Genomic DNA, 24,787 nt, shown 5'->3' on the forward strand with positions numbered 1-24,787 from the left:
TAAATACAAGGGGAGTCAAGTGCTCCCCTCTTTTTTAGCTTTTCGCCAAGGTGATGTCCAGCTTAATTAACAGAAGGTATCCGCCTAAGGAGGTACGAATGAAACACAGAATCCGTTTTCACCTCATTCTTACGCTGCTCGTTCTCATCTATGTCAACCCATTTGCTCCATATGCCGCAGCAGCATCCAATCCAGCAGACGAATTCGACGCGCTTCGTGCTAAAATGTTTACCTATTTCACGGGTGGAAACGGTTATGATCCGAATGATCCGGATATTTCCGTGAACATCAAGTTTAAGAGCGATGCCGTAAGCAATGAGAATTTAACCGGCTACTGGGATACGATGAATAAGGCTGCGAACAGGAGCTACTTATGGGCTGATTTGCAAAGCACGACGAAATCAAGTGAAGTTTCCTCCCACTTTACGCGTTTAAATCAAATGGCCCTTGCTTATTCGACGATCGGTTCACCTCTTTATCACAATGTAAATCTTAAAAATGATATCGTCAGCGGTTTGGATTGGGCTTATGCCAATCGTTACAAGGAATCCAAAAGCGAATACGACAATTGGTGGGACTGGGAAATCGGCACGCCTCAGCTCGTTAATAGCACGCTCGTGCTCATGTATGAGGATTTGACGCAGGCTCAAATTGATAATTACATGCGGGCCATTGATCGGTTCGTGCCTAATCCCAGCAAACGAACCGCCAGTTCGGTCGTTGAAACAGGCGCGAACTTACTGGACAAAGCCTATGTGGTATCTCTTCGCGGCGTAATTGGTAAATCGAGCGCCAAAATTACCCAAGGCCGGGATTCGATGAGTCCCGCATTTCTATATGTGAAAAGCGGAGACGGTTTTTATGAAGACGGATCGTTTATTCAGCATACATATGTAGCCTACACAGGCGGATATGGGGATGTGCTGCTCGGAAGAATGGCGGATCTCATGTACTTATTGAGCGGATCTTCTTGGAGCATTACAGACCCGAATGTGGCTAATGTGTACAGATGGGTCGATGAATCTTACAAGCCGCTAATTTATATGGGAGCCAGCATGGATAACCTGAAAGGACGAGGAATCACAAGGCAAAGCGGTAACGATCATACAACGGGCCGCTCCATTATCCTGAGTATGCTGCGTCTGGCAGAAGGGGCGCCGGCTGAACAAGCGCTGAAAATCAAGCGGATGGTCAAGGAATGGATCTCAACGGATACAACGTTCGCGAACTATTATACGGGTGCAAGTATGTTTGACATGATCCTGGGTAAAAAGCTGATGAGCGATGGTGCGATAACGCCTCAAGGCAAGCTGGTAGGCCAGTTCCAATTCCCAGGGATGGATCGTGTCGCCCAGCTTCGTGAACATTTTGGACTGGGCATCAGCATGTTCTCGCCTCGTATTTCCGCCTTTGAATATGGCAACGGTGAAAATATCAAGGGCTGGTTTACGGGGGTTGGCATGACGACCTTGTACAACAATGATTTGAAACAGTACAGCGACAATTACTGGGCTACTGTCAATATGTATCGTCTTCCTGGGACGACAACAGACGGTTCTGGAAGCGGCACACCGGTGGATTGGAAAAATTATGCGAACCCGAACACATGGGTGGGAGGATCTTCGGTCGACCAACTTTACGGTTCAGCGGGAATGCAGTTCTCGCTTTCTCAAAATACGGGAAGTCCCTTGCAAGGAAAGAAATCATGGTTCATGTTCGGTGATCAAATCGTCGCCGTAGGTTCTGGCATTGCAAGTACAGACACGGCACGTACGGTTGAAACGATCGTTGAGAACCGCAAGTTAAATGCAAGCGGCGATAATCCGCTAATTGTAGACGGCGTGACCAAAGCAAGCGGCCTTGGATGGTCGGAAACAATAAATAACGCGAATTGGGCGCATTTGTCCGGGAATGTGCCAGGCTCCGATATCGGTTATTATTTTCCAGGCACAGCTTCCATAACTGGACTGCGTGAATCCAGATCTGGTACATGGAAACAGATTAATACAGGAGGAAACACGGATCTAGTGACGAATTCTTATCTTAGCCTGGCATTTCATCATGGCAAAGCACCTGCAAATGCGACTTACGCTTATGTCGTGCTGCCAGGCAAGGATGCAGCTGCAACGGCAAGCTATGCGGCTAATCCGGATATTCAAATTCTGGAGAATTCAGCCGACGCCCATGCAGTAATAGATTCAACTTTGCATGCGGTTGGGGCTAATTTCTGGAACGATGTAACGAAAACCGTTTATGCCAACAATGAACCACTAATCACAAGCGACAAGAAAGCATCAGTTACAATGCTGGAAGCGGATGGGGAAATTCACATCGGGATTTCCGATCCGACGAAAGCGAACACAGGAACGATTCAAGTGGAATTGAACCGCAGCGCAGCGGGAGTCCTTTCCCTCGATCCTGGGATTACGGTTACCCAAGTCAGTCCGACGATTAAACTGAGCGTTCGAACCAACGGGGCTTCCGGCAAGACACTAGCAGCCAAGTTTAGTATGAAAGCGCCTTCTACGACCGAGACACCCGTCTTGGTCCGTGCCGAAGGCGGCGCTTCGCAAGTTGTGTTGTCTTGGACGGGGGTACAAGGAGCAGCTGGTTACCGAGTGAAGTATGGCACTTCGTCAGGTGTCTACACCAAAACGCTCGATGTCACATCGGTTAGTTCCACGAATCAAGTTGCCGTAACTGGCTTGGAAACGGGGCGAACCTACTATTTTGCCGTGGCGGCCTATCAGGCATCCGGTGAAAGCGGACTTTCAAATGAGCTATCCGCCACACCGGTTCCGATCGTTACGATCTTCCCTGAAGCGGATGTGTATGTCCGTGATGGCTCTTACGCCGGTACGAACTATGGGACGGCAGATACTCTGGTCACCAAGCAGGATGCTGCAGGATACGTACGCCAATCGTACTTGCGATTCGATCTTGCTTCCATCTCAGGGGCTATAGAGAGCGCTAAGGTTACGCTCGTTCCGGTTGGAGTGAGTATGTCCGGCACAACGAATCAGGCGCAGCTTGTGGCGGATAACAGCTGGGGAGAGGCGGCCGTTAACTGGAACAATAAGCCTGCTGCAGGAGCGGCATTTGCGACTTGGACGCTTACATCGGCCTATACGCCGGCTCAATTTGATGTAACAAAGCAAGTGCATGGAGCGCTTGCAGCGGACAAGAAAATGTCCCTGTTGATTGCCTCTACTTCGAATCAGGGAGCGAAAGGGGACATAAGTTACGCTTCCAGGGAGCATGCCAATGCCGCGTATCGCCCTGTTCTTGAGGTCACGTTAAGTACGCCTCCAGCAGCATTATCCACTGAGCTTTCAGGCGGCAGCACGGCAGCGAGCGGGGAAACATTCAAGGTCACAGTTGGGCTAAAGAACCTGGCGCAGCCGGCATTTGCGCAGGATGTCACTTTGAATTACGATGCGAATGCGATGGAATTCGTATCTGCCACCTCAATGATTGAGGGTGTTTCCATTTTGGAGCCGATTAGGCAATCAGCAGGTAAGCTTCGACTCTTCATTGTCAGTAAAGGCGCATCTCATGCTATTAGCGAGGACGCGCAAGTTGTGGAGCTGACGTTCAGAGCCAAAGCAGTTACGGAAAATAAAACGGGGAATGTCGAGATTTCGAAGGCGGTTTTAGGCGATTCAGCAGGGGGCGAAGCGGAAGCGGCGGCTTCCAGCTATCGTGTCGCGATAGTGGCTCCAATCCCTGGCATTCCTGGTGATCTTACGAACGATAGGAAAGTGACGATCGGCGATTTGGCCATCGTTGCAGCCCATTACGGGAAAGATACAAACAGTCCGGATTGGGAAGAGGCTAAGAAAGCGGATGTGATTGGCGATGGTCATATCGATATTGACGACCTTGCCTTTGTAGCCGCAAAAATAATCCAGTAACTAGAAGAGGATGACGTATAATGAGACGTAAAATCGTACTTGCTACATTAGTCTGCAATCTTGGTTGTTCCTTGGCACTACTCGCTCCGGCCTATGCGGAGGATGCTTCCCAATTCGTGATGAAGACCTCGGATGCCGAGTCTACAGGCGAATTCACCGTTACGCTGCAGGGGGAAAATCTGCAGGATTTATATGCCTATGAAGCCAAATTCTCGTTTGATGCCAGTAAGCTTGAAGTGGTCAAGGCGGATACCAAAATAGAAGGCTTCTCCGTGTCGCCTATTGTGAAGAATAACGAAGTGACATTTGCGCATACCAAAGTGGGGAAAGTAGATGGCGAGAAGGGGAATATAGACATCGGTACCATTACTTTCAAAGCCAAGAAGGTTGGAACCTCTCAAGTGACATGGACCTCTATGAAAATTGTAGATCACAATTTGAAAAATCAATCGATTGCGCTTACCAAATCCGCCGATTTCACTAAAATCTTCAACGATCTTAACGGTCATTGGGCCAAGTCGGATATTATGTTGATGGTCGATAAACAGATTGTGGAAGGCATGGATGACGAGCATTTCGCACCGGATACGAACGTCACACGTGCACAGTTTGCTACCTTACTTGCCAAAGCATTGAACCTGAAGGATGGCGCTGCAGTTAATCCTTTTACGGATGTCGCGGCAGGCTCCTGGTATGAGGACACCGTGAAGAAAGCTTATGCGGCAGGACTGATCAACGGTGTTGCTGACGATACGTTTGCCCCGGAGAAGAACATTACACGCGAAGAAATGACAGCCATGCTCATGAGGGCGAAAGCTCAGGTGACGGGGACGAAAGTCGAAGAGATGACGGCAGGCGCCTCGATCCAGTTCTTGGATGAAAGCTTAGTCAGTGATTGGGCCAAACACGTTGTTGAGCTTGCTGTGGACGCTGGCTACATGAATGGCCGAACCGAGCAAGAATTTGCCCCGCAGGAGCATGCCACAAGGGCCGAATCCGTGGTTGTGCTGAAAAGGTTGTTAGCTGGAATAAACGTCAAATAGTTTATTGAATCGAAGAGATTGCTTTCTACCCGACCGTTCCGGTCAGGTGGTTGGCAATCTTTTTCATTTATAGATAATAAAGTAAAAAAATACTTCTGCGTCGTTCTACCTTGACTCAACCTTTATTTAACTTTTTTATTAAAATCTAAGTATGGAATCGAATCTACTCAAACAAATATTTTTCGTTGTAAAGACGGCTGCGGAGCAAAGTTGAAGGGCTACGTTGCATGACATACAACGTAATGGTGGGGTCAGACCGCGATTGCGGTCTTTCGTTGCACACCATACAACCATTTGTTGCAAAGGATGAATTGTAAGCGGTTTATATGCAACAATCGTTGTATGAAGTGCAATATAGAGGCGAAGTGAGGCCCCTTTACGGCCAAATGGTTGCGCAAAATACAACATAGCTGTCACTGTCGATGCTATCGTTCCAACGGTTCCTCCCAGGATGGGAACTACAGGGCTCTATTTCATCGAAATAGGCCCCTCTTCACGTGGAGGGGAACTGACGTCCTCTATTTGTCGGTTTTCTTGAAGAAATCGGGGTTAGGCGGTCAAATAGGGCCCTGTAGTTCCGCTTGAACGCAAAACCGGGCTTAATTTGTTAGAATGGCGCCCTGTAGTTCCTCTAAGTGGCTAGCCAGCTTACCTCTCCTATGTGGATGCCCCCTCCGCCAAAATTCGCTCCTACTGGGCTCTTAACAAGCTAAACTACGGAGGGAATTAACTCCTCCAATGATTCCTTTCTCCTCAACGAGGAACTAATGGGCACTGAAATAGGTCCTTTTTAAAGCTCAACCTTTATTAATAGATAAGAAAGTATTGCTCTACCTTGGCAAACGGGCTCGTCCTAAAGGACGACGAAGTCGTTTATTGGCGGTGCGCAGCCTCTTTCATTTCCTGGAGCAAAAAGTAAAAATATTACACAAATCAGTAAAATATCAGATTCATAAGTGAAATTGAAAAGGCTTTATAGTAGATCTATACAATGATACCTATGTAGAGAGGTGAACCGCGTGTTGATCAATAATTCAGAAAGGGTTGCTTTACCTTCGACCGCCTCAAGGCCCAAAAAAGCTTTCTGGAACCAACCGAGAAAAGAGGCGTTTGCGGGATGGTTATTTCTGTCGCCAGTGTATATATGCATACTGATTCTTGGCGTGTTTCCGGTCTTGTTCTCCCTATTTTTAAGCTTTTGCCAGTGGAACTTGGTTGGCGGACTTTCAAGTATTAAAGTCATTGGATTGGATAATTTTAAGCTCCTATTCGAGGATGACAAGTTCTATATGGCTTTAAAAAACAACTTAACGTATACGGTAATTACAGTGCCGATCGGACTTGTTCTAGCGTTGATTTTATCGGTCCTTATACATGCCAGAGTGTTCGGGCAAAGCTACTTTAAAATTGCCTTTTTCATCCCGTACATTTCTTCGATAACAGCTCTTGGCGCGATATGGAGCGCTTTGTACCATCCCTCCTTAGGCCCAATTAATCAGTTTTTGCTTCGCTTGGGGATCACCAACCCGCCGAAATGGTTAGCGGATACGCATTACTCGTTAACATCGATTATGATTATTGCAATTTGGGCAGCGTTAGGCTATCAAATTATTATTTTTCTAGCTGGTTTGACGAATATCCCGGATGAGCTTTATGAAGCAGCTAACATGGATGGCGCCTCTTCCTTCCAACAATTTTTCCGGATTACACTTCCCTTGCTGGCTCCGACAACTTCGTTCTTAACGATAACAACACTGATGTCATCCTTTAAGGTGTTTGATTTGATTGCCTTCCTCACGGGAGGGGGGCCGAACGATTCATCCACCGTGCTTGTCTATCGCATTTATGAGGAAGGCTTCCAAAACTTCAGAATGGGGTACGCTTCAGCGATTTCATGGGTGTTGTTCCTCATTATTGGCGTCGTGACTTTGCTTACTTATCGACTTCAGAAGCATTCCGCTTACGAATAGCAGAAAGGAGAGAGCTTGCTTGTTATTGAAAAAGATTGATATACCTAAATGGAGCACTACGCTGTTGATGGGATTATTTTCGTTCTTGTTCCTTCTGCCTTTGCTTTGGATGCTCTCGGCGGCTGCGAAGTATGAGAAGGATGTGATGGTATTCCCCATTCAGTGGTTTCCGACCAAATGGAACTTGATCAGCAATTTTCAGGAAGTTTGGCTGAGCAGCGTCCCGTTCACTTTGTTTTATTATAATTCGCTGAAGTTAGCGCTTACGATCACCTTTGCAACGCTGCTTTTCTCTTCGATGGCGGCATTTGCTTTTACCAAGCTGCAATTTCGTGGACGTAACATGGCTTTTGGGATTTTACTTTCTTTGATGATCATCCCTTCCGAATCTACGCTCGTGCCTCGTTATCTGCTGCTCAAGTGGCTTCACTTGTACAACACGCATGCGGGATTAATGCTTATGGGAATGTTCTCGACGATCTATTTTACCTTCTTGCTGCGGCAGTTCATGGTTTCCATTCATAGTGAATATCTGGAAGCGGCGAAAATTGATGGAGCGGGATATGTTAGAATGTACGTGCAAATCATCCTGCCGTTATCGAAACCGATCCTGGCAACGGTAGCCATCATTAAATTTATCTGGGTGTGGAACGATTATCAGAATCCGCTGATTTTCCTTATCTCGAAGCAATTGTATCCGATTCCGCTGGGTTTACAGCTTTTCAAAAATGAATTTGCCGATAATTACGCCGTCCTGATGATGGCCTCTGTGGCTGCTATTTTACCTCTATTAATAATCTTTATCATTCTGCAAAAGCAAGTGATTAAAGGCATCGCGCTTGGCGGGGTAAAAGGTTAATTGCAGCCGATGGGAAAGTAAAGATATGACACAAAGAGCGCAAAATATTATATCTTCTTGGGGAAATAATCCGTGTAAAATTCTGGATATCAACAAAAAAATGAACTATTGGGGGACGTCATATGAAAAAAAAGCAGGCCATATTGCTTAGCAGCGCCTTATTGACGATGTCAATTTTGAGCGCATGCAGCTCGGGTTCAAATCAAGGAAATACAGGATCAGCAGCTGTAACAACAAGCGCAGCGCCTGCGGCAACACAATCGGTTGCGAAGCCGGTGAATCTTAAATTTTACACGTGGGATAATGAAACGAATCAAGTTGCCCGGCAAAAGATGATTGATGCTTTTCAAGCCAAATATCCGAACATTAAGGTGCAGAATATTTCTTTAGTTCCCGGGAATTCCGTAGAAAGCATGAAGAAAATGGATGTATTAATGTCTTCCGGAGAAGAAGTGGACGTCCTTGAGTACGGAAACATTGATGAAACGTTGGCGAGAGCGGCTGCGGGCGTCCTTGCTCCCCTGGATGAATTTTATGCCAAAGGGAATGTAAAACCGGAAGAGGATTACTACATTAATCCGAAAGTGAATGGGAAATATTACGCAACGATGCTCACATCAAGTCCTTATTTTGTGCTGATTAATGAGGATGCCTTGAAGGAAGCCAATCTATCGCTGCCATCTTTCGATTGGACCTGGGACGACTTCCGGGACTATGCCAAAAAACTTTCGAAAGGCGAAGGCAACGATAAACGGTACGGCGCTTATTTCCACACGTGGGGCGAGTATACGAATCTAATTGCGTATTCCGATCTCAAGAGCCCTTATCTGACAAGCGATCTCAAACCTGGTTTCAATGATCCGTCGTTTGCTTATTTCTTCAATCTGCGTCGTGCCATGGAGAAAGATGATAAATCCGTCAAACCTTTAGCTGATGTTGTTGGAGCGAAGTTAAGTTATATCACGGAATATTTGAACGGCAAAGCGGCTATGCTGGCAACGGCGCCATTCATGCTTGATAATGTCATGAACAAAGAGAAGTATCCGCATACGTTCAAATCGGTTATTGCCCCACTGCCTCGCGCATCCAAAAGCGGAGAACAAGGCATTACCAACATCGGCGGATCTTACGTCTCAGTTGCCTCCAATTCGAAGCACAAGCAAGAAGCTTACGATTTCATTCGCTATATGACGACGGAGCAAGAGGCAAGACTTGAATTGTCCGGGTACAAAAAGGCTGATCCCAAAGCGATCGTAGACCGGCTGTATGGCAAATCGGCGGATATTATCGATGTAAAGTCGCTGCAAACAACCATTTTTGATAAGCGCATAAAAACGAATTTCGATCCTGCGATCTCCGTTTCATACGGTAACCAGTTGAAGGCTGTATTGGAAAAAGGATTTAGCAAATTCATGTTGGATAATACGACAGCCGAGGAAGCGCAAAAGTGGATGATGGATGAATCGGATAAAATCGCCAAACAAAATGCGAAATAGGCAATAGGGTCCTCATGGACACACGGGTAGAGGGCGTATTACGTCCTCTATGTTTTCGTTCATAGGATAACAGCCGTTATGCTATGATAGGGATAGTTGAATGTTAGTTAAATGCTTAGCATCCAGAAGGCAGAAGGAGCTTCTATGAGAATAAACTCACTATTTCGATTTTCCTTTTATCGACGCATTCAAATCTCATTTCTCTGTTTTATTTTGCTGCCGACTGTCGTTGCCTCGTTTCTCAATTATTCGATTACGCATAACAATGTGAAGGAGAAAATCTTTCTCAGCAATCAAACGGTGCTCACCGTCATTGCCAAGGATATATCCAAAACAATTGATGATATGACCTATGCCTCAAACTTTTTTGTTCAGGATGAAAATGTGAAAAAACAGCTGCGCAATTTCATGGCGATGAAGCGTATTGAGAGTTTCCATGATTTTGAAACATATTTGCAAATTAAAGATTTTTTCAGCCTGGTGGATGTCAAAACGATGAATCCGGATATTCTGATGTACGTCTCCAATCAAGCTGGATTTATCGTACAGTCCAGTGAGATCCAGGGAGCGGACCCGGAAATGACGAGGCAGCAGTACGAAATCGTCAAGTCGCGAGTGGATCAGTCAAAACCGAATATTCTACAATGGCTCGGAACTGTACCAACGCAGGGGTCAAACGCATTAACCAACAAGGCTTATTTGCTTGCAAGGGTCATCAAATCTCCAAGCGATACGCAGCAGTTAGGTACTTTGTTTATCTCCATACCGGAGCGCTATTTTATGAAAGCGTTCACTCAACTAAGCACTTCGCAACTGGCCTTGTTTGATGCCGAAGGCAAATTGATTGCAGGTGATCCGATCGTCTCTTATGGCATGGACGCTACCGCGAAAAATAGCATTCGAAATGAAAGTTTGATTCAATACTCAGGCTGGAAGCTCGTCAGTGAGACGCCGGACGCGCAAGTGACCGGTCAAATTACGAAGACATTTTTCATTACGCTGCTGCTGATCATCCCTTTTTTTCTGATCTTCTTTGTCGTCTCGATGTACGTAGCGAAGCGGCTTCATCGGCCCATTCGGCAGCTTCAAGCGGGAGTTAAGCAATTCGGCTATGGCAATCGCCGGATTCGATTTGAACAAGACGGCAAAGATGAAATTTCGGACTTGGGCCGAACTTTGAATATTATGCTGGAACAAATCAACCAGCTGATTGTGGAAAATGAACAGGAGCAAGAGCAGAAACGTGAATTAGAGCTTCAAGCGCTTTATTCGCAGATCCGTCCTCATTTCCTGATGAATACGCTAAACTCAATTAAGTGCAATTTGGCTCTGGATAACGAGATGGTCCATAGTCAAAAAATTAATTCTTTGATGAGCTTATTAAGGGCTTATATGAAGTTCAATGAACCTTCTACTCTAGGAAATGAATGTAAATTGCTGTTTCATTATGTGGACATCATGCAGATGCGCAGTGATCTGGTGGTACAGTTGGACGTTGAGCTTCCTCCGCTGCTTGCAAATTTAGGTTTCCCGAAACTCCTGCTTCAACCCATTGTGGAAAATGCCTTTGTGCATGGTTTTAAGAAAGCCGTGGATCAACCACGGATTGTCATACGAGCTAAGCAAACCGAACATCGCGTGGAGATTTCTATCTCTGACAACGGTTTAGGAGTGAGTGCGGAGAAAATAGAGCTGCTCAATGCCGAGCTGCAAAGCTCGCAGGATGCAGAAGCCTGGCAAGCGGATAAGCGCGTAGGGTTGTGGAATGTTTTTCAACGTCTGAAGATGACCTATGGCAGCACCTCATCCATGATATGCTCACAGAGCGAACTCGGCGGCGTGACCGTTACACTCGGATTTAAAGAGAAATTACCTACAGGGGGATCTACATGTTGAATGTCATGTTGGTAGATGATGATGTGCCGATGATCAAATATTTAACGAAGTTGATTTCTTGGGAATCGTTGGGGCTGCGGCTTGCTGCGACGGCAAATTCTGGAGAAGATGCCATGCAGATTTTCCATGAAACGCAGCTCGATTTGGTAATTACGGATATTGGGATGCCGCAAATGGATGGCTTGGAGCTGGTCGCTCAGCTGAAAGCGCTGAAGCCTGAGCTTCAGGTGGTATTTTTGACCTGTCATGAAGAATTTCATTATGCCAGAAAAGCCGTGCAGCTAGATGCTGTCGATTATTTAATCAAAGATGAATTAACCTCCGAGCAGCTTGATGAAAGCTTGCGCAAAGCGATCCAGGTGCTGACTGAGGCCAAGAATCAAGTAGAGGACATCGTGTATAAGCAGGATTTGATCAAAAATAAAGATTTGCTCAAGCAGACATACTTTCAGCAGCTTCTTACAACGTCCTCTGCCACGGAGATGCTTAGTTATGGGAAACGCTTAGGCATTAACTGGGGGCATACCCACTTTCTTATGGCGATTGGTTCCTTTCATAGAGCATCGGTTTTTAAGCAGTATAGATTTGAAGATATGAATTTGCTGTTGTATGCTGCCGGGAACATAGCCAATGAGTTGTCGCTGCAGTCGCAGCAGCAGGTTACTTTATTTTCCGATGCGGACGGTCAATTGATTTGCATTTATAATTATCAGCCGAACTTGAGCTTGAATACGACAACCCTATTTAAGGATTATTTATTGTCTTTGCGCGAACTGATTAAACAGTATTTGAAGATGGATGTGTTCCTTCATTACGGAACTCCTTTTAAAGGCGTGGAGGGGATAAAGGCGAATTACAAGACGATGAAGATGTGGCAGAAGTCCTCGTTTTATGAGGATGATACGTTTGGAACGATCAAGCTGCTGGAAGTCCCTTTGTGGAATGTCAATCATTCGTTGGAAGAACAATGGGATCGGATTACGGAGGCGGTCAAAGACGGCACTGCGAATGGGATTACTACAGCCCTGTGCGCATTAGAAACTTTCGTTCGTGAAGAACGAATGGAGTCGGGGATGTTCCTTGCAGCGTGCTCGCATCGTATTCGGCTGATTGAATTGGATGCTAAGCATAAAAGCGACGAAACGTTTCATAGCTGCTTATTAAGGTGCAAGCGATTAAAAGAGAGCCTTGAATTAATCAGCTGCAAATTGGAAGAGCTGCATGCGACTTCGATGCATATGGCGATAGATAAAAAGCCGAAGCTTCAGCAAATCGACCGGTATATAACGGATCATTTGGCAGAAAATATTTCAATGGTGGATATCGCCGATTATTTGTTTCTGAATCCAAGCTATTTCTCGCGGTATTTCAAGCAGGAAACGGGCGTGAATTTCGTTGACTACTACCATCAATTTAAAATGAAAATTGCCTGCGGCTTGTTAAAAGAAAAACAATACAACATTGAAATGATAGCGCTAAAGTTAGGCTATATGGAACGGACGTATTTTTCAAGAATATTTAAAAAGTATGTAGGGGTCAGCCCCAAGCATTATAAATAGCCTCGGCTGGCGGGACTCGAAACTTAGTGGGATTTTTAAAAATGATATGGGAACTCTGGGGCGTTATTACAAGGGAAATAGGTTACCCACAGTGGACGATTCCAGTTGTAAGCGTGTACACTGGTAGATAGACGCAAAAAAGGCAAAGACATCCAAACGAACTGAACTCCGCTTTGCTCACCGTCGACATTCCGTTTGAACAATGGAGGCTGAACATGAGGAAAACGCTATTTAATCGGCTGTTGTTATCGTATATGCCGATTTTTATTATCGTGGTCACGTTTACGTTTTTCGTGTTTTTTCAGGTGCTGAGTGAACAAAGCCGCAAAGAGGCGCTGAATGCCAACAAAATGTTGTCCTTGCAGGCGATGCGCTTAATCGACACATCGCTGAAGGCGATTGACAACATGGTGATGATGGAAACGATTAACAACAAAGAATTGGCCGATTTTTTCAATAATGAATCCAAAAGTAATGTGTTCACCAATATTAGCGCGGTCAAAAAAATGCGCGAGATGATCGCCTCGTACCCCATGATTGATTCGATCTATTTGGTGCGGTTTGAAGACAATTTTGTGCTCAGCAATGCGACAAGCGATCAGCTAAGCAACTACAAGGATGAGCCGTTTATTCAGAGTGCCAAGGACCCGTTAGGCAGCAAAAAATGGTCAGGGGTAAGAGACTTCGAGCAGTTTTCTGTCAAAGGCAGCAAGCCTGTAGTCAGTCTGGTGCGGGGAGCACCATTCATCACAGGTGAGAAGGGAATGATCGTCGTCAATGTGGCGACGGATTCGTTGCGGTCCAGTATTGCCGACTTGTATGATCCCAAAACAAGTTATATCGGCCTTCGCGACGCTGTGGGCAACGAGTTGTTTCGTGATTCCCGCTCAAATGAACAAACAAGGATTTTCTCCAATTATGTATCAAGTTATACCGGATGGTCCTATCAAAGCGGGCTTGTGAACGGCAAGGTGTTTCATGTGATTTCCTCCCTCTATAACGTTTGGTTCATTATCGGAATCGCGATGATTGTGGTTGGATTTGTGTGGCTCCTTTATGTGACCAGACGCAATTCGAAGCCGTTGGAACAAATTGTGGCGAGTATTCGCGGGTACCGTCTCCCATTGTCCAAGGAAGGGGGAGATGAATTCTCGTTCATCGAATCCGCTTTGTCCAATATCATAGAGCAATCCAATCAGTATCAACAAAAACATGAAGAAGACAGGCATCTCCGGGCGAGATACTTGTTTCATCAGCTCATAGAAGGCGACACGGGGTTAACGCATGAGGAATGGGTGGAAGAAATAAGCAGTTTGCAGCTTCCCTACGTTTCCAACCGCCAAGTGGTGCTGGTGATCGAAATGGATAAATACAGCGATTTCTGCTGTCAGTACTCACGCAAGGATCAAAACCTTCTCAAATTTGCGCTGCGAAGCGTCATTCAGGAGCTTGCTCCGAAATATGAGCTCGTGCTTTGGGCCGAGTGGACATCCGCTTCTCAGCTTAGCGTTATGGTATTTATGGGGAACGAGGAGGAAGACGGCGGTTCCTCAATCCTTCAGCTTTTTGATCATGTGCGCGTGTGGGCTCAAGAGAACTTGAAGTTTACGGTAACGGTGGGGATCGGTGAGCAGGTCGTACAGCTTGCGAGCGTTGCAAATTCGTATAAAGAAGCGCTAAGAGCGCTTAAATATAAAATTGCGCTTGGCGAAAACAGGTTGATTACCAGCGAACATATCGCCAATCACGGGCAGGCCGAAGTATTTTCACATCTCAATGCCATTCGATCTATGATTCAGTCGTTCAGATTTCTTGAAGATGAGTGGAAGACGAAATATGACGAGCTTTTCGGCGAAATGAAGCTTGGGCTTTTAACCAAAGATGAAATTACGAATCTGATGAACTATTTAATTTATTATTTGGGCCGGGAAATGGCGGGGATGACCAAGGAGTCTCAAGAAATGTGGATGCGGGATGGTCTTCCGGGGCTTAGCAAAGTTATGGATGACTGCCATTCCCTTGAACAAATGCGGGAAGAATCCCTGGACGTATTGGACAGCCTATACGCCGGTCTGCTGGAAGCGCAGGACAGGCGTCTGCATGCAGCAACGATTCGCGACATGCGGAAGTTTATCGAAGAAGAGTATGCCAATCCGAATATGTCGCTGGATTATCTCAGTTCAACCTTCAACATTAGCAGCAAATATGTGAGCAAGCTGTTTAAAGAAGAGACGGGACAGAAGTTCGTCGACTTCCTGATCGATATCCGCATCCAGGCAGCGCAGCGACTGCTCGCGGAATCGCAAGCCCCGATGCAGGAGGTGGCCGAGCAGATCGGTTATACAAGCGCAATCTCTTTCAGCCGTGTGTTTAAGAAAGTGATGGGCTGTTCGCCTAGCGAATACCGCGAGGATGCGGTGCGCAAAGAGACCGGGTGAATTTCGTTAAGTGGTAGAAAATAGTTTGCTTGGCTGCAGCAGCTCCGGAGAACCTCCGGGGCTGCGCGTTTTTTCAGAAGATGCGAAAACGGTTAAGGGCACGATTCTTGTTTCTTGCAGCTGGCTGCAATCGCCTTTACGATGAAGTTGTGAAAGCGCATTCCATCCAGACGAAAGGAGCCTATGTTAAGCATGCAGAAGGAATTAGGAATGTCCATGAAAAAGATGAAGCGTCACTGGCAGTTATATCTGGTTGTCTTTTTACCGCTGCTGTATTTGATCATTTTCAAGTACATTCCTATGGCTGGCGTCGTCATTGCTTTCAAAGATTACAACGTCATCAAAGGTATTTGGGGCAGCCCGTGGGTGGGCCTGAAATATTTCGAACAGTTTTTCGAATCGCCGAATTTCTGGCTATATTTGAAAAACACGCTGGGCATCAGTATGTACGGTTTGCTTGTTGGCTTTCCAGCTCCGATCCTATTGGCGCTCGCTTTGAATGAAATCCGTAACGGTTTCTTCAAAAGCAGCGTGCAAATGATTACCTACGCGCCATACTTTATTTCGACGGTCATCATGGTGTCGATCCTCATAGTCACCTTGTCGCCAAACGTCGGTATTATCAGCAAGTTCCTGCATACGCTCGGTGTGGAAAATACCAATCTCATGGGAATTCCGAGTTTGTTCAAATCGATCTACGTTTGGTCAGACGTTTGGCAGCATACGGGGTATGGCGCCATCATTTACATTGCGGCTTTGACAGGTGTGAACCCTGAGCTTTATGAATCGGCCAAGGTAGATGGCGCCTCCCGAATACAGAAAATCATAAACATCGACATTCCGAGTTTGATTCCGGTTTCCGTCATTCTGCTAATTCTCAATCTAGGCAACATCATGAAGCTTGGCTTCGAAAAAATATATTTGATGCAAAATCCGCTCAACGTCAGCACGTCGGAAGTCATTTCGACCTATGTGTACAAAGTGGGGCTGCTCAGTTCCAGCTTCAGCTTTTCGGCGGCGATTGGTTTCTTCAACTCGGTTGTTAATTTGATTCTTCTTGTAGGGGTCAATTACATCGCCAAAAAGTTGTCCAGTTCAAGCTTGTGGTAACCGCCGGCCCCTTAGTCCGTAGTAAGGAGGATCTTCTATGATCAAAACGTCAAGCATTCGCGAATCGAAAGGCGACCGATTGTTTCTGCTCAGTATTTATATCTTTCTGATCGCGGTGTTGATTGTCGTCCTGTTTCCGCTTATTTTCATCGTCAGTTCATCGTTCAGTTCACCGCAGGCCGTTGTCTCCGGCAAAGTGTGGCTGCTTCCTGTGGATGTTACGCTGGAGGGCTACAAAGCGGTGTTCCGTAATCCGCAAATCGTAACCGGTTACTTGAATTCGTTTATTTATGCCGTGGTCGGCACAGTCGTCAACGTTGCATTAACCGTCATGCTGGCTTATCCCATCGCCAGAAAAACATTCTATGGCCGCAATGTCATCATGGTGCTGCTTGTGATTACGATGATGTTCGAGGGAGGACTGATCCCATTTTATCTCGTAGTCAAAAATCTGCATCTTCTCGATACCCGGTGGGCGATGATTTTGCCTGGCGCCATGGCGGTGTTTCAAGTCATTATCGCTCGCACCTTTTTTCAAACATCGATTCCTGATGAAATTGCCGAAGCAGCGGAGCTGGACGGATGCAGCGATATCCGATTCATTACGAGTATCGTACTTCCACTTTCCAAGCCGATTCTGGCTGTGCTGACATTGATGTATGCGGTTGGCCATTGGAACGCCTACTTCGATGCCTTGATTTTCCTGAAATCACCGAATTTGTTCCCTCTGCAGATCGTTCTGCGCAACATTCTTATTCTTAATACGATAGATCCGACTATGGTGTCCAAGGTTGATCAGATGCTGGCCCAGCAAGGGCTGAAGGATCTGCTTAAGTACTCGCTTATCGTTGTGGCAAGCGCACCGGTTCTCATTATTTATCCGTTTGTGCAGAAGCATTTTGTTAAAGGCGTCATGATTGGTTCATTAAAAGGTTGAAGGAATAAGATTGTTAAATTGGGAGGAGCTGTTACGATGAAAAAATGGCATCAATCATACACAGGTTTGGTGGGGGTTGCACTTTGTTTCTCTCTCGTCTTGAGCGCCTGCAGCACAGAGTCCGGCACACCAGCGGGAGACGCCTCTACAGGCAGCGCGCCAACCGCAAGCGAAGATTTTACCCCTGTTGGGCAATATCCGATCGTGAAGAAGCCCATGACGATTAAAATGTTCGCTCCGCAGCTGGCCAGCATCGAAAACATGGAGACGAACTCTTTTACCAAATATCTGCAGGACAAGACGAATATTCAAATTAAATGGGACCTCGTGCCTGACAAAGCGTTAAATGACCGCAAACAGTTAATGCTCGCAAGCGGCGATTATCCTGAAGTGATTTTGCAAGGAGCTTTAACGAAAGATGAGCAGATGAAGTACGGCAAACAAGGCGTATTTATTCCGCTGAACGATTTGATTGATACCTATGCGCCAAACTTCAAGAAAGCAATGGCTGACCTGCCCTACTTGAAAAGCTCGATCACATCGCCGGACGGCAACATTTATGCCCTTCCGCAAGTGAACGAGTGCTATCACTGCAACTATGCTCAAAAGCTGTGGATTAACCAGGCCTGGCTGGATAAGCTGGGATTGAAAATGCCAACTACCACAGACGAATTCTATGAGGTGTTGAAAGCATTTAAGGAAAAAGATCCGAACGGCAATGGGAAAAAAGATGAAATCCCTCTGACGGGTTCGGATGACATGTGGGCAGGCAACATCGCGTCCTTCCTGATGAACGCCTTTATTATTGACGATCAGATCGATAAAGACAGCGGCACTTTCCTGCAGTTAAAGGACGGCAAGGTGGATTTAACTGCCAATAAACCCGAATGGAAGCAAGGGTTGTTGTACCTGAACAAGTTGTACAAGGAAGGCTTGATTGATCCAGCATCTTTTACACAAAACTCCGATGCGATTCAGCAGTTGGGTAACCGCCAAGACGCGAACGTGCTGGGAGGTATAACGACCGCGTTGATCAGTTACGCGCACTCGCCGGACGAGAAGCACCCGCGCCACAAGGATTATGTTACCGTTCCTCCGCTCAAAGGACCTAACGGTGTGCAGCAGGCCGGCTATTTTGCAGGAATTGGCAGTTCGCAAATGGCGATTACGAATAAAGCGACCAAAGAGCAGCAAATTGCTGCGATCCGCTTGGCCGACTATTTGTACACCGAAGAAGCGATTGTTCTGGAAGAGCGCGGCACGGAAAACGTTGGATGGCGCAAAGCGAAGGACGGCGAGCTGGATATGAACGGCAAGCAGGCGAAATATGCGGTTATTCCTAAGGTCGACAACAAACCTACGCATAATGATGGGTGGGAACAAATCGGGCCGTCGCTTCGTACGTTCCAATATCGCGATTCATGGGCAGCGCTGCAAGATCCGCTTGCAGAAGGGGCGTACGAAGTGCGTTTGAAACGTGAATCAGCGAAATATGAACCTTTCCAATCGAAAGTGATGTATCCACCCAGTGTGTTCATCGCATTGGAAGATGCCGAAGTTGCGGCACAGCTGAAAACGACCATTCGCGATTACATCAAGTCGAACATGGCCCAGTTTATTACGGGCAGCAAAGACATCGAGAAGGAATGGGACAGTTATGTAAAAGGCTTTGACGGCCTGCAGCTCGGTAAATATATTGAAATTTATCAGAAAGCTGTTGCCAAAAAGTAATATCCGAGAGCGCTTGCTCCCTCATCAGGAAAATAGCAGAACAGTTGTACAGTTTTAACGTACAGGATTATGAGCGAGTATACCAAGGGAGAGAGAAAGGTCGGATGATATGAATCTTGTTCAGAAGTTAACCCCCACAGCCAGACAATTAGCTTATCAGAACTGGGAATTTGGCTTGTTTCTTCATTTTGGGCTGCGCACGTTTTATGAAGGTTATGTTGATTTTGATGAAAGGCGGATGGATCCGGCTGCATTCAACCCAGCTCGTTTGGATTGTGAGCAGTGGATTCGAACGGCCAAAGAGGCGGGAATGAATTACGCCGTTCTAACAGCGAAACATCATGATGGATTTTCCAACTGGCCTTCCCGGTATAGCCAATTTAGTGTGGCCGCTTCTCCGTGGAAGGAAGGGAAAGGGGATGTCATTCGCGAATTTGTTGAGGCATGCCGCAAATATGATGTGAAACCGGGGCTGTACTATTCGCCGTTTGATGGCTCTGCCGATTTTTACACCCAGGATTCAAAAGCCTATGATGATTATTTCGTCAACCAAATCACCGAACTGCTTAGTGCGTATGGTGACATTGACATCCTGTGGTTTGACGGTTGCGGCTCTGAAGGGCATACGTATGATTGGTATCGCATCATTGGTGAAATTCGGCGTTTGCAGCCACAGATTTTAATTTTTAATATGGGGGATCCCGATTTTCGCTGGGTAGGCAACGAGGACGGTATTGCCCCAGTGCCCTGTTGGAATGTCGTAGATGCAACAGAGTTTTCCATTTTGACGGAGAAAAAGGAGCAGTTAGGTGATCGTTTGTGGCTGCCTGGGGAATGCGATGTTCAGATGCGGGGGAATTGGTTTTATAGCGACAGCGATGAACATACCCTGAAAAGTGTGGAAGAACTGATGGGCATTTATTTGCATTCGGTTGGCAGAGGCGCAAACTTGCTTCTCAATATCGGGCCGGATCGAAATGGTTTGCTACCTGAGAAGGACGTCGAAAGGCTGCTTGATTTCGGTGCGGAAATTCGCAGACATGTAGGGAGTCCATTTGCAACGCTGGCGCAATGCGATAGAAGGGACCACCATACGTGGGTTTACGAGACGGAGCAAGCACAAATGCTTGATCTTGTTGTTTTGGAAGAGGATTTGACAGAAGGCGAACATGTAAGAAGTTTTAAGATTAGTATCATCACGCAAAAGTCGAGACGACCTGTCACGATTTATGAGGGACAACATATCGGCCACAAAGCTATCGTTCGCGTCCCCGCCATCAAAGTCCGTGGGATTCTGGTTGAGATCACGGAAAGTGATCAAGAAGCCAATCTTCTAGGACTAAGTTTTCATCATGTAGGCAATGGAAATGAAAACGGGAGGTAAGCAGATGAAAATCGGATTAAGTTCGTATAGTTTGCTGCAAGCGTTGAAATCAGGGAAAATGACCATTCTGGATGCGGTTGATTGGGTGAAGGCTAATGGCGGCGAACATTTGGAGCTTGTTCCTTACGGCTACACGCTGGTCGATAATCTGGAACTCGCGGATCAGCTTAGAAATAAGGCGAAAGAGGTCGGCATCGACCTATCCAACTACTCCATTCCTGCCAACTTCGTGCAGGAATCGGAGGCGGAATTCGAAGCGGAGATGGATCGCGTCAAGCAGCATGTTGATCTTGTGCATCGCTTAGGCATTCGGCATATGCGCCATGATGTTACCGCTTTCACTTTGCCACCTGAGAAAATGACAATCCAATACTTTGAAGACAGCTTACCGCTTATTGTTCGCGGCAGCCAAATCATCGCTGACTATGCGGCCGAATATGGCATTACGACTACGATTGAAAATCACGGCTTTTCCGTGCAAGCAAGCGATCGCGTACAGCGAGTGCTGCTCGAAGTCAACCGCCCCAATTTCAAAACAACATTGGATGTAGGCAATTTTATGTGCGTTGATGAAGCGCCATTGGTCGGCGTGCGCAAGAATTTGCCATATGCGTCCTTAATACATTTTAAGGATTTTTACTTCAGACCTTACTTCCAGGACCCGGGAGAAGGCAATTGGTTCCGGACGTCGAACGGGAATTATTTAAGAGGCGCGATCGTTGGCCAAGGAGATATCGAGATCCGGGAGGTCGTCAAGCTGATCAAAAGCTCAGGTTACGACGGCTATGTAACAGTGGAATTCGAAGGCATGGAAGATTGCGAGTTGGGTTCCCGGCTCGGCATGAACAATTTGAGACGATTGTGGGATGAAAATTAAGATGAAGCAAAAGGCTGCCAAACTGCTTGCTACAAGCGGTTTGGCAGCTGTTTTTTTACTGCGAACCTGGAGCCGTGGAACCGCGGACCGTCGACCCCGCCGGACCGCCGTAACCCGTAACCCGTAACCCGTAACCCGTAACCCGTAACCCGTAACCCGTAACCCGTAACCCGTAACCCAGTAACCACGGTACCTTGAACCCCCCCCCGCCGCCCGAACGTCGACCCTCCCAAACCATTATGCATGTTCATCGACGCTAACTTCTACATATAGCGCATTCCGCCTACGTTACCGTTGAGAACCAACATCTCAGCTGGAACTATCCGGCGCTGCTCCCCTCATATGGGAACTACAGGTCGCTATTTCACGGAAAAACGGCATATGAGTCGGTGAAGGGAACTGGGGTCCGCTATTTTGCCATTTTTAGAAGAAATGGCGCTCTTTTAGCTGAAATAAGATCCTGTAGTTCCCCTGCTACTCATGAACCTCCTATTTTCGCCAAAATAGCGTCCAGTGGTTCCTTTAAATAGTATTCCGCACAGCCGGACAGCTTATCACGCGACCCAGACCTCTTCATATTTAACTCCGCTTGCGGTAGTGATTGGGCGCGAGGCCGCCATATTTTTTAAACAAACGGGAGAAGTAACTTTCGTCGGGATAGCCGAGGGCGTCGGCGATTTCCTTAATTGGCAGGTCGGTGCTGAGCAGGAGCCTTTTCGTCTCTTCCATTTTCAAGCGGTGAATGTAATCGTGCAAGGGGTAACCAGTATGCTGGCTGACCAATCGGCGCAGCGTGGACACGGCCATATGATGTCGATGGGCTAACTGCTCCGCATTAAGCGGGGTATACAAGCTCGTCGCGATATCTTGCAGCACATCCACTGCCTTGGAAGTGGCCGCTTGGCCCTGCGGGAGTTTGGATCTAGCCATCCAATTGAACAGCAGCGCCTCAAGCTGAAGAGCGGCTTGATCGATCTGCGTAGGAGATCCGCTCTCAAGAAGCAGAAACATGGCATCGAGCTGTGCAATCCAAGCTTCTTCAAACCCGACGCGCTTTACGATGTCGGTCTGCACGAGCCAACTGCCAAGCCATTCCTGAATGCGGTTGCCTTCAAAACGCACATAATATTCGTCCCAATGTCCACCCTCCTCCGGGCCGAAATCGACTACACATCCGGGAAAGACAAAGAACAGGCACCCTTTCTCGACTTGCTGTAAAGGTCCCTGATTCAAGCGGTAAAAGCCGCTGCCGCCGGCGATATACAGAAATGCCCAACTATCAAAGGCGGCCTGGCTGCGCTGCAGCGTTCGCCCCGGCAAATGTCCCATTCCCTTTATGGTGAGAGAGGGGATGCTGAGCTTGGACGATTCGATTTTGAGATCCACGATGCGAATTGGCTGCGGGCTGATCATATAGTCCAAGAAGCGTGTCATGGGTGTCATTCCTTTCTGTCAGATAGCAAGGTAAACTGAAGCTGTATGATGAAAATTCCATGCGGCCAACCCACTAGTCAAAAGTTACAGGAGTCATGTAAGCGCTATTTATAGTATAAGTGAAGGAGAACTATCATGCCAACGTTACACACACAATTCGAGACACGCTGTCTTTCTTCTTTGGTGAAAGTTTTTGCAGACGAAGAGCTACAAGCTGGAGCATACCACGCCGCCTCTGCCTTGCAAGGCGAAATTTACTCATTTCAAGTTGCCTATCGGAGCCAAGTTCAGCTGCCTTTCTCTTTGACGGTAACGTCAACTTTGCAAGCAGGCATCCGTCTGAGCAGTGTGCAGTTGGTGCCAGCTGAATTTCCCAACAACCCGAACCATGACGGAGATGTGCTGCGCGATACGCCGGGGTTATACCCGGATTTGCTCGTGCCTGTGCCGGATTCGGGGATGCTTAAGGCGATTCCCAAACAGTGGCGCTCGATTTGGGTCACGATGGAGGTAGGCTCTGACGTGCAGCCAGGTTCGCACGCGGTAAGTATCGCCTTCGTCGACACGGCAGGGGAGACGCTGTCCAGCGAAACGTTTACGCTCACCGTGCTGCCTGCCGCACTACCGGGACAAAAGCTGCTTCATACGGAATGGTTCCACACAGATAGCCTGGTTGTCTATTACGGTTTAGAGGTGTTCAGCGAGCGATATTGGGAAATCGTTGAATCGTATGTGCAGACGGCAGCAGCGTACGGCTGCAATATGCTGCTGACGCCGATTTTTACACCTCCGCTCGATACGGAGGTCGGTGGGGAACGTCCAACGGTTCAATTGGTGGATGTCTGGAAGAACGGCGAATCCTACACGTTCGGTTTCGAACGGCTGAAGCGCTGGGTCGAGATGGGGAACCGTAACGGGGTGAAGGTGTTTGAGCTCTCGCACCTGTTCACGCAGTGGGGTGCTAAGCATGCTCCGAAAATTATAGGCACCGTTGATGGCAGTATGCAGCGCATTTTCGGCTGGGAGACGGATGCGGCAGGCGAAGCGTACCAGGGCTTTCTGGCACAATTTTTACCGGAACTGGTCGGTTTCCTCAAGGAAAATAACTTGTTGAATCGCACCTATTATCATATTTCGGATGAGCCTACGTTCGAGCATTTGACGTCCTACAGCAGCGCCAGTCTTTGGGTGCGGCAGTTTATGGGAGACGTCCCGTCTCTGGATGCACTTTCCGACATATCTTTTTATGAGCAGGGGCTTGTTCAGACGCCGGTTGTTGCGAGCAACCATATCGAACCATTTTTGGAGCGTGGAGTTGAGCCCTTATGGACTTATTATTGCTGCTCCCAATATGAAGCTGTCTCTAACCGCTTTCTCTGTATGCCATCTGCGCGCAACCGCATCTTAGGCTTGCAACTCTATAAATATAACATCGCAGGTTTCTTGCACTGGGGTTATAACTTCTGGTTCTCACAATATGCCAAATTCCCGATCGACCCGTATCGGAATACGGATGCGCATTATGCGTTCCCTGCCGGCGACCCGTTTGTCGTGTACCCGGGACAAGAGGGAACACCGCTCGTCTCCTTGCGGTTGGAAGTGTTCCGCGAAGCGCTGCAAGATTTGCGAGCTTTGGAACTGCTCGACTCACTCATCGGTCGGGAACAGACGATTGCGTTGATGGAGGAAGGCGCTGCCGAGCCTATTACGTTTGCGTCCTATCCAAGGGACGAGGCTTGGCTGCTCGCTTGCCGGGAGCGCATCAATGCGGCGATCGGGCAAGCCCCAGCGAATGGCGTGAGGGCAGAACAGTAGGTGCTGTCCGCCTAATCTTGAGTATGTAATTGTCGAATTGGGGTCACTGCTGAGAAGAATGTGGAACGAAAATGAAGTAAAAAGGCTGCCTCCGCTTGATTCAAGCGGTTTGGCAGCTGTTTTTTTACATGTTTTACGAAGTTGTCCCCTCATATGGGAACTACAGGGCGTTATTTCACAGAAAAGCACCGCGAGAGCAGCGAGGGGGAACTGTGGTCCGCTATTTTCCATTTACAGGAGAAATGGCTCTCTTTTAGCCGAAATAAGACCCTGTAGTTCCCCCACTCTGCTCACGAACCTCCTATTTTCGCCAATATAGCGTCC

General features: G+C 47.2%; 16 protein-coding genes. 14 read left to right on the forward strand and 2 right to left on the reverse strand.

Translation table 11 applies throughout. The annotated features are described in order from the left end of the window. The first annotated feature begins 98 nt into the window (after window positions 1-98). The 13 genes from PCH02S_RS01275 (at window position 99) to PCH02S_RS01335 (ending at window position 21,214) form a co-directional block, all read left to right on the forward strand. Window positions 99-3,914: a polysaccharide lyase family 8 super-sandwich domain-containing protein gene (locus tag PCH02S_RS01275; RefSeq protein WP_127449274.1), complete on the forward strand. Its 3,816-nt coding sequence runs from the start codon at window positions 99-101 to the stop codon at window positions 3,912-3,914. A gap of 20 nt (window positions 3,915-3,934) precedes the next feature. Continuing rightward, window positions 3,935-4,957 (forward strand): S-layer homology domain-containing protein, encoded by a 1,023-nt coding sequence (locus PCH02S_RS01280; RefSeq protein WP_127449276.1) that lies wholly within the window; start codon window positions 3,935-3,937, stop codon window positions 4,955-4,957. Window positions 4,958-5,982: 1,025 nt separating this feature from the next. Next, entirely contained in the window at window positions 5,983-6,927 is a 945-nt protein-coding gene (locus PCH02S_RS01285; protein WP_127449744.1) for a carbohydrate ABC transporter permease, read from the forward strand. Window positions 6,928-6,994: 67 nt separating this feature from the next. Next, on the forward strand, window positions 6,995-7,786 hold the full coding sequence (locus tag PCH02S_RS01290; protein ID WP_127449746.1) for a carbohydrate ABC transporter permease: 792 nt from the start codon (window positions 6,995-6,997) through the stop codon (window positions 7,784-7,786). 122 nt (window positions 7,787-7,908) lie between these two features. Then, window positions 7,909-9,282 (forward strand): ABC transporter substrate-binding protein, encoded by a 1,374-nt coding sequence (locus PCH02S_RS01295; protein WP_127449277.1) that lies wholly within the window; start codon window positions 7,909-7,911, stop codon window positions 9,280-9,282. Window positions 9,283-9,426: 144 nt separating this feature from the next. Continuing rightward, window positions 9,427-11,178 (forward strand): sensor histidine kinase, encoded by a 1,752-nt coding sequence (locus PCH02S_RS01300; protein ID WP_164819380.1) that lies wholly within the window; start codon window positions 9,427-9,429, stop codon window positions 11,176-11,178. Further along, the gene (locus PCH02S_RS01305) at window positions 11,172-12,737 is read left to right on the forward strand and encodes a response regulator transcription factor (protein ID WP_127449280.1); all 1,566 of its coding nucleotides are present in this window, start codon (window positions 11,172-11,174) and stop codon (window positions 12,735-12,737) included. Before PCH02S_RS01300 ends, PCH02S_RS01305 begins: the two co-directional genes overlap by 7 nt. Window positions 12,738-12,952: 215 nt before the next feature. Continuing rightward, entirely contained in the window at window positions 12,953-15,175 is a 2,223-nt protein-coding gene (locus PCH02S_RS01310; protein ID WP_127449282.1) for a helix-turn-helix domain-containing protein, read from the forward strand. A 192-nt stretch (window positions 15,176-15,367) separates the two neighbouring features. After that, entirely contained in the window at window positions 15,368-16,285 is a 918-nt protein-coding gene (locus PCH02S_RS01315; protein ID WP_246068900.1) for an ABC transporter permease, read from the forward strand. 37 nt (window positions 16,286-16,322) lie between these two features. Then, window positions 16,323-17,222 carry a carbohydrate ABC transporter permease gene (locus PCH02S_RS01320; RefSeq protein ID WP_127449286.1) on the forward strand — a complete coding sequence of 300 codons (900 nt, stop codon included), beginning with the start codon at window positions 16,323-16,325 and terminating at the stop codon, window positions 17,220-17,222. Window positions 17,223-17,258: 36 nt separating this feature from the next. Beyond that, entirely contained in the window at window positions 17,259-18,953 is a 1,695-nt protein-coding gene (locus PCH02S_RS01325; protein ID WP_127449287.1) for an ABC transporter substrate-binding protein, read from the forward strand. A gap of 109 nt (window positions 18,954-19,062) precedes the next feature. Further along, complete coding sequence (locus PCH02S_RS01330) at window positions 19,063-20,337, forward strand: alpha-L-fucosidase (protein ID WP_127449289.1); 1,275 nt, start codon at window positions 19,063-19,065, stop codon at window positions 20,335-20,337. A gap of 4 nt (window positions 20,338-20,341) precedes the next feature. Beyond that, the gene (locus PCH02S_RS01335) at window positions 20,342-21,214 is read left to right on the forward strand and encodes a sugar phosphate isomerase/epimerase family protein (protein ID WP_127449291.1); all 873 of its coding nucleotides are present in this window, start codon (window positions 20,342-20,344) and stop codon (window positions 21,212-21,214) included. Window positions 21,215-21,243: 29 nt separating this feature from the next. On the opposite strand, the gene PCH02S_RS35515 is transcribed toward PCH02S_RS01335, so the two are convergent. After that, on the reverse strand, window positions 21,244-21,465 hold the full coding sequence (locus tag PCH02S_RS35515) for a hypothetical protein (protein WP_164819381.1): 222 nt from the start codon (window positions 21,463-21,465) through the stop codon (window positions 21,244-21,246). A 328-nt stretch (window positions 21,466-21,793) separates the two neighbouring features. Then, the gene (locus tag PCH02S_RS01340; RefSeq protein WP_164819382.1) at window positions 21,794-22,648 is read right to left on the reverse strand and encodes a helix-turn-helix domain-containing protein; all 855 of its coding nucleotides are present in this window, start codon (window positions 22,646-22,648) and stop codon (window positions 21,794-21,796) included. A 135-nt stretch (window positions 22,649-22,783) separates the two neighbouring features. On the opposite strand from PCH02S_RS01340, the gene PCH02S_RS01345 reads away from it, so the two are divergent. After that, window positions 22,784-24,463 (forward strand): DUF4091 domain-containing protein, encoded by a 1,680-nt coding sequence (locus PCH02S_RS01345; RefSeq protein WP_127449294.1) that lies wholly within the window; start codon window positions 22,784-22,786, stop codon window positions 24,461-24,463. The last annotated feature ends 324 nt before the right edge of the window (window positions 24,464-24,787 follow it).

The sequence above is a fragment of the Paenibacillus chondroitinus NBRC 15376 genome (assembly GCF_004000765.1).
GTDB classification, from domain to species: domain Bacteria; phylum Bacillota; class Bacilli; order Paenibacillales; family NBRC-103111; genus Paenibacillus_E; species Paenibacillus_E chondroitinus.

Bases quoted from the DNA above. Each gene is read 5' to 3' on its own strand.
- PCH02S_RS01275 (WP_127449274.1), top strand. From the start codon at position 99: ATGAAACACAGAATCCGTTTTCACCTCATTCTTACGCTGCTCGTTCTC.
- PCH02S_RS01280 (WP_127449276.1), top strand. From the start codon at position 3,935: ATGAGACGTAAAATCGTACTTGCTACATTAGTCTGCAATCTTGGTTGT.
- PCH02S_RS01290 (WP_127449746.1), top strand. From the start codon at position 6,995: ATGGGATTATTTTCGTTCTTGTTCCTTCTGCCTTTGCTTTGGATGCTC.
- PCH02S_RS01295 (WP_127449277.1), top strand. From the start codon at position 7,909: ATGAAAAAAAAGCAGGCCATATTGCTTAGCAGCGCCTTATTGACGATG.
- PCH02S_RS01300 (WP_164819380.1), top strand. From the start codon at position 9,427: ATGAGAATAAACTCACTATTTCGATTTTCCTTTTATCGACGCATTCAA.
- PCH02S_RS01305 (WP_127449280.1), top strand. From the start codon at position 11,172: ATGTTGAATGTCATGTTGGTAGATGATGATGTGCCGATGATCAAATAT.
- PCH02S_RS01310 (WP_127449282.1), top strand. From the start codon at position 12,953: ATGAGGAAAACGCTATTTAATCGGCTGTTGTTATCGTATATGCCGATT.
- PCH02S_RS01315 (WP_246068900.1), top strand. From the start codon at position 15,368: ATGCAGAAGGAATTAGGAATGTCCATGAAAAAGATGAAGCGTCACTGG.
- PCH02S_RS01320 (WP_127449286.1), top strand. From the start codon at position 16,323: ATGATCAAAACGTCAAGCATTCGCGAATCGAAAGGCGACCGATTGTTT.
- PCH02S_RS01325 (WP_127449287.1), top strand. From the start codon at position 17,259: ATGAAAAAATGGCATCAATCATACACAGGTTTGGTGGGGGTTGCACTT.
- PCH02S_RS01330 (WP_127449289.1), top strand. From the start codon at position 19,063: ATGAATCTTGTTCAGAAGTTAACCCCCACAGCCAGACAATTAGCTTAT.
- PCH02S_RS01335 (WP_127449291.1), top strand. From the start codon at position 20,342: ATGAAAATCGGATTAAGTTCGTATAGTTTGCTGCAAGCGTTGAAATCA.
- PCH02S_RS35515 (WP_164819381.1), bottom strand. From the start codon at position 21,465: ATGAACATGCATAATGGTTTGGGAGGGTCGACGTTCGGGCGGCGGGGG.
- PCH02S_RS01340 (WP_164819382.1), bottom strand. From the start codon at position 22,648: ATGACACGCTTCTTGGACTATATGATCAGCCCGCAGCCAATTCGCATC.
- PCH02S_RS01345 (WP_127449294.1), top strand. From the start codon at position 22,784: ATGCCAACGTTACACACACAATTCGAGACACGCTGTCTTTCTTCTTTG.